This window comes from Bacillota bacterium, from assembly GCA_024655925.1.
GTDB lineage: Bacteria > Bacillota > DTU025 > DTU025 > JANLFS01 > JANLFS01.
On the sequence record JANLFS010000033.1, the window covers coordinates 1 to 5,341 of the forward strand.

The window sequence follows — 5,341 nt, forward strand, 5'->3', positions numbered from 1 at the left end:
GACACCAGGGCATTCCTTGTAAGTTCACTCCCTATCCTCGGATCTACCTGGTCAACCCCACGGCTGCTCACTCGTCCGAACGCTGCCCGGAGGGCATCCATCACCCGGTCTTGTTGGTCAGGTTGGAGTGACGGCACTCTCAGGGTGAACTGCTGCTCGCCTATCCGCTGGATCATGCCCTTCCCGAGCTTGAGGTCTGCGAGCGCCGGATCCGCCAGAACCTGCCGTATCTCGTCCGGCATTACGTCACGCTCGAACTTGAGCCAGAACAGGGTGCCCGATGTGTAGTCGATCCCGAGATTGAGCCCACCTATCAGGAGAGCAGCTATGCTCACGACAATGGCCACTCCGGAGATGGTAAGGAAGAGCCTGCTTCTGGACATGAACCTGAACTGCGTGATCACTTGCGTTCACCCCCCAGTGCGCCGAAGAACCTCGGTCCGAGGCTTGTCCTGGGATCTGTCACCGCGCGCAGGAGTATCCGGGTGATCACGATCGCCGTGAACATGCTCGTTAGGATGCCGATGGACAGAGTCAGCGCGAATCCCTGCACCCTCGTTGAGCCGAAGTAGAACAGGATCGCCGCGGCGATCAGAGTGGTTGCATTGCCGTCGAGGATGGCGCTCCAAGCCCGGGTGAACCCAGCCTCGACCGCAGACCTGACCCTCTTGCCGCTTCGTAGTTCCTCTTTGATACGCTCGAATATGATGATGTTAGCGTCCACCGCCATGCCGATGGAGAGAATGAACCCCGCGATGCCTGCCAGACTGAGGGTGGCCCCGAGGCTCATGAAGACTGCGGCCACTATGCCGATGTATAGCGAGAGCGCCAGGCACGCCAGCACACCGGGCATTCTGTAGAACGCAACCATGTATGCGAAAACAGCGGCAATTCCGATCACGCCGGCAATGAGGCTCTTCCGGGAGATCTCAGCCCCAAGGGTCGGGTCCACGAACCGGGTTTCCTTATGCTCGACCGGTGCAGGCAACACCCCTCCACGGAGGATAGCAGATATTTCCGCGGCTTTCTTCAGGTCGATGTCGCCTCCGCTGATCTCGCCTCGACCATCCGGGATCTCGGTCTGAATCACACCTCCCACCACTGGCTCGTCGTCGAGGTAGATCTCAATCATCTCCCCAACGTGCTCTCTGGTGATCCTGGCGAACTCCCGGGCGTGGGCGGGTTTGAGGACGATGTGCACAGCCGGCTCACGCGTCCTGGAGGAGAAACCCGCGTTGGCCTCTGCGAGCAAGTCTCCACCAGAGAGGACGGTCACGCCGTTCAGTTTGAAGGAGAGTGAACCCTGCCTGCCCACGACATTGAGGGCGGACTCAAGGTCGGTGACTCCCGGCAGGCTTACTATGATCCTGCGCCAGTTGTCACCTTTCAAGGACTCTACCACAGGTTCCACGATACCCAACTGGTCGATGCGGCGCTCCATGGCCAGCCGGGCGTCCTCAACGACCTGGGGGGTGAGCGGTCCAGTGGCCGGTTCCTGGACTTCCATGACCAGCATGACGCCTCCTTGGAGGTCCATTCCGAGCCGCAGTGGGCTCCGCCCGCCCGTCTCGGCCAGGCGCTCCCGACCTTCAAAGTAAACGGTCGTGGCTGTCGCCGCGACCACTAGGGCCACGAAAACTAGGCCCCATACCGTGCGACGATTCATTGGCGCAAGTCTCCCCTCTCCCCCTTCTTGACACACAAACCCATTATAGAATCGGCGTTGGGGCTTGTCAACGCGAACCGAGACCATGTTCTCCCACTATAGCAGGACCGCACCATTTATTTCCAACTTGAACTGGCAGTCCAGTACCTCCGCTGCCCGGCGGCACATGGTCATCCTCGAGAGGAATATCTCGAAGTATTCCATGACCGGACAGATCTCCGTATCGATGGTGACCGAGAGCGTGATCACGCGCCTGTCGCCGTCCACGTCCAGGAAGCTCCGGACCGCAGCGTAGGACACCCTGTCATGGATGTCAAATGCCGACACGTTCTGGTTGCTGACCCTAGTCCTATGTACATCACTCTTGTCCGCCAGGATGACAGCCGCGGCGACATCGTTCACCGGGTGACCGTACTCCTCTTCGTGGTTGCCCACGGCCGACATCACCGTGGCAAGCTCCTCGGGCTGCATTCCCAATTCCAGCAGGATGGGCATTGCCATGACCGCGCTGCTCTGCCCATGATGATTCCTGCTGATCACGTTCCCGATGTCATGGAGATAGCCTGCTATGGAAGCTAATTCAGCATCCCTGTGCGGCTTGTTGAGTCGGATCAGCACATTGTGAGCGATGCTGGACACCAAGTTGGCGTGGCGGTAACCATGCTCTGTGTACCCCATTGCTTCAAGGTTCAGACTCGCCCGTTTGAGGAAGGCATCCACCGTTCTATGCTGTTTCACGTCTTTGAGTTGAACTGAGCTTCCCACTTCGACACACCCCCTTCCTCGTGAGAAAGCCGCGCCACGGTGGGCGCGGCCAATCAATGTTCCGTACCCTCACTACATGTAGTCAAAAGCGAACTGGTCAACTGGGCCAAACGGGATGTACAGCACCCAGCCCACCTTCTTCCACGCCTTCCCCTGGAAGACCGGATCCACGTGCCAGTACGGCATGATCGCATAGGACCTGATCTTCTGTCCGGGCCCGACGGGCTTCTCGGGGACAACCTGGGGTGGATTGGCGAAGTACTTCTTCTTGACCTGGCCGTCCGCGTCTACCACGTAGAACGCCTCGAGCGACGGCAGGACCAGTCGTTCACGGCCCGTAGGCGAGTTCTCAATCACGAAGTCGATCTTGATCTCGGGCTGAACTTCCAACAGCCCGACGACAGTGATTCTCACTCCGTCGATCTCCTGAGGTGTCGGGAAAAGACCTTTACGGTAAGAGAGGGAAACCCAATCCCGTCCGAGCATCCGGTCGTCCACAACGAAGTAGTCGCCGGAAACCTGTTTGAGTTTCAGGTATCTGACTCTGATCTGCCCTTCGGAATTGGTGTAGTACACCTTCGCGCGAACGCTCTCACCAATTGCGGCCGATTCCACGCGGTCCGTAGTCAGGATCCCATCGGTCTTGGCGTCTCTCGCTCCCACATATTCCACCCAACTCAAGGCCGCGTCCGACGCCAGCGCCTCCGCCCGAGCCCACTCTCCCTTCTGGAAGGCAGTGACGTACTCCACAGCCCGGGCCTCGGCGCGGTCCAACGGAGAAGCCATAGCAGGCAGAGTCACGATGAAGCATACCACCATTGCTAACGCCGAGAACCTCTTCACCATGAGCAGCGGCCTCCTTGCGACTGTGAGGAGTGGGAACATCAGGAGGGTTGGTTCTCCTTGCCAAGAACTTCCTGGACAGCCCATCGTGAGAATCTCACCACTACCTTGTCGGGCTGATCGGAGATATTCACTGTCATCACGTCGTCTTTGATGTCGAGGATCTCGCCATGGATACCGCCTATCGTTATGATGCGGTTGCCTTTACGAAGGCCCGCAAGCATCTGTTCTCGCTTCTTCTTCTGGGCCTGCTGAGGCCTGATCAACATGAAGTAAAAGACTACGAGCAGGATCACAAAAGGCAGAAGCGCACTGAATAGGCTCTGAGTCTGGCCCGCCGGCATCTTACACTACCCCCCCAAGCAACGTTGTCCGCTAGTTATTATACCAGATCTGCCACTTTTCCTTCCGCAGTTCCTCAAAAGTGCCCGAGAGGATGGCGTCTCGCATGTCTTCCATCATCTTGACGAGAAACCGGAGGTTGTGAATGGAAGTCAATCTGATGCCCAGAACCTCCCCAGCTTTGAGAAGATGGCGAATGTAGGCGCGACTGAAATGCCTGCAAGCATAACAGTCACACTCAGGGTCCAGCGGGCGGAAATCATCCTGGTAGCTGGCGTCTCGCACTATGATCCTGCCTTCTCCGGTGAACACCGTGCCGTTCCGCGCGATTCTGGTAGGGAGAACACAATCGAACATGTCCACCCCCCGGGCTACTCCCTCCAAGAGCGCATCCGGGGACCCGACCCCCATGAGGTATCTGGGCTTGTCCTCCGGCAGGCAGGGGACAGTCACATCCAGCATCTCATACATGAGTTCCTTGGGTTCCCCGACGGAGAGTCCCCCTATGCCGTAGCCTGGGAACCCCAGAGACACGAGATCCGCCGCAGACCGTTTTCTGAGTTCAGCATAGGTTCCGCCCTGCACAATCCCGAAGAGCGCCTGATCAGGCCTGGTGTGGGAAGCGAGGCACCTCTCCGCCCACCTGGTTGTCCTGGCCTGTGAGTGGTCGGCGTAGTCGAATTCGCTCGGGTAGGGCGGGCATTCGTCGAAGCACATGGCTATGTCCGACCCAATGGCCATCTGGATCTCCATGACCTTCTCCGGGGTGAAAATGTGGGGAGACCCGTCGATGTGAGATCGGAACTCAACTCCCGCCTCGGTGATCTTCCGGAGTGGTCCGAGACTGAAGACCTGGTACCCACCAGAGTCGGTCAGTATCGCCCCATCCCAACCCATGAAGGAGTGGAGACCTCCGGCCCTCGCTATCAGTTCGTGGCCTGGCCTGAGGTAGAGATGGTATGTGTTTGACAGGATTATGCCCGCGCCGATCTCCCGGAGTTCGTCCGGGGTTACTGTCTTCACAGTGCCCTGGGTGCCGACTGGCATGAATGCAGGGGTCTTGATCTCGCCGTGGGGCGTAGTCAGCACTCCAGCGCGCGCCCGCGTCCTGGAGCAGGTGCTGATGACTTCGAGTCTGACCGGAATAATTCGTAACACCTCACAGAATCAACATGGCATCGCCGAAAGAGAAGAACCTGTACTCTCTCTCGACAGCTTCCCGGTAAGCCCGGAGAATCAACTCGTGCCCTGCGAAGGCAGAGACCATCATGAGAAGTGTGGATTTGGGCAAGTGAAAGTTGGTCACCATCGCGTCCACGCCGCGGAAGACGTGTCCGGGGTAGATGAATATGCCCGTTGTCCCTTCTCCCGCGGCGATCTCTCCGGATGGCCCTGCGAGCGTCTCCAGAGTCCGCACCACTGTTGTCCCCACTGCGACCACCCGCCCCCCAGCGCGCCGGGCGGCGTTCACGGCCTGGGCGGCTTCTTGTGAGAGCCGGTAGGGCTCGGAATGCATCACATGATCCTCGACCTTCTGGGTCTTGACAGGCCTGAAAGTGCCCAACCCCACATGCAGGGTGAGTTTCACGACCCTCACCCCATTCGCCTCAATCTCCTCAAGGAGTTCGGGAGTGAAGTGCAGCCCCGCCGTGGGCGCGGCCACCGACCCCCGCACGCGCGCATAGACCGTCTGATAGCGCTCGGCGTCACTCAGGGGTGCGTGGA

Annotated in this window: 7 protein-coding genes; all 7 read right to left on the reverse strand. The window is 59.0% G+C overall.

All coding sequences use genetic code 11. The features are described from left to right. A partial coding sequence (locus NUW23_06750) for a hypothetical protein (GenBank protein ID MCR4425878.1) occupies window positions 1-404 on the reverse strand: 404 nt, incomplete at its 3' end. Continuing rightward, the gene (secD, locus tag NUW23_06755) at window positions 401-1,666 is read right to left on the reverse strand and encodes a protein translocase subunit SecD (protein ID MCR4425879.1); all 1,266 of its coding nucleotides are present in this window, start codon (window positions 1,664-1,666) and stop codon (window positions 401-403) included. The genes NUW23_06750 and secD, both read right to left, overlap by 4 nt. A 96-nt stretch (window positions 1,667-1,762) precedes the next feature. Beyond that, on the reverse strand, window positions 1,763-2,431 hold the full coding sequence (locus tag NUW23_06760; protein MCR4425880.1) for an HD domain-containing protein: 669 nt from the start codon (window positions 2,429-2,431) through the stop codon (window positions 1,763-1,765). Window positions 2,432-2,503: 72 nt separating this feature from the next. Beyond that, window positions 2,504-3,277 (reverse strand): hypothetical protein, encoded by a 774-nt coding sequence (locus NUW23_06765; protein ID MCR4425881.1) that lies wholly within the window; start codon window positions 3,275-3,277, stop codon window positions 2,504-2,506. 38 nt (window positions 3,278-3,315) lie between these two features. Next, window positions 3,316-3,618: a preprotein translocase subunit YajC gene (gene yajC / locus NUW23_06770; protein MCR4425882.1), complete on the reverse strand. Its 303-nt coding sequence runs from the start codon at window positions 3,616-3,618 to the stop codon at window positions 3,316-3,318. Between the two features lie 31 nt (window positions 3,619-3,649). Continuing rightward, window positions 3,650-4,762, reverse strand: a complete 1,113-nt coding sequence (tgt, locus tag NUW23_06775) for a tRNA guanosine(34) transglycosylase Tgt (protein ID MCR4425883.1) — start codon at window positions 4,760-4,762, stop codon at window positions 3,650-3,652. 13 nt (window positions 4,763-4,775) lie between these two features. Beyond that, a partial coding sequence (queA, locus tag NUW23_06780; GenBank protein MCR4425884.1) for a tRNA preQ1(34) S-adenosylmethionine ribosyltransferase-isomerase QueA occupies window positions 4,776-5,341 on the reverse strand: 566 nt, incomplete at its 5' end.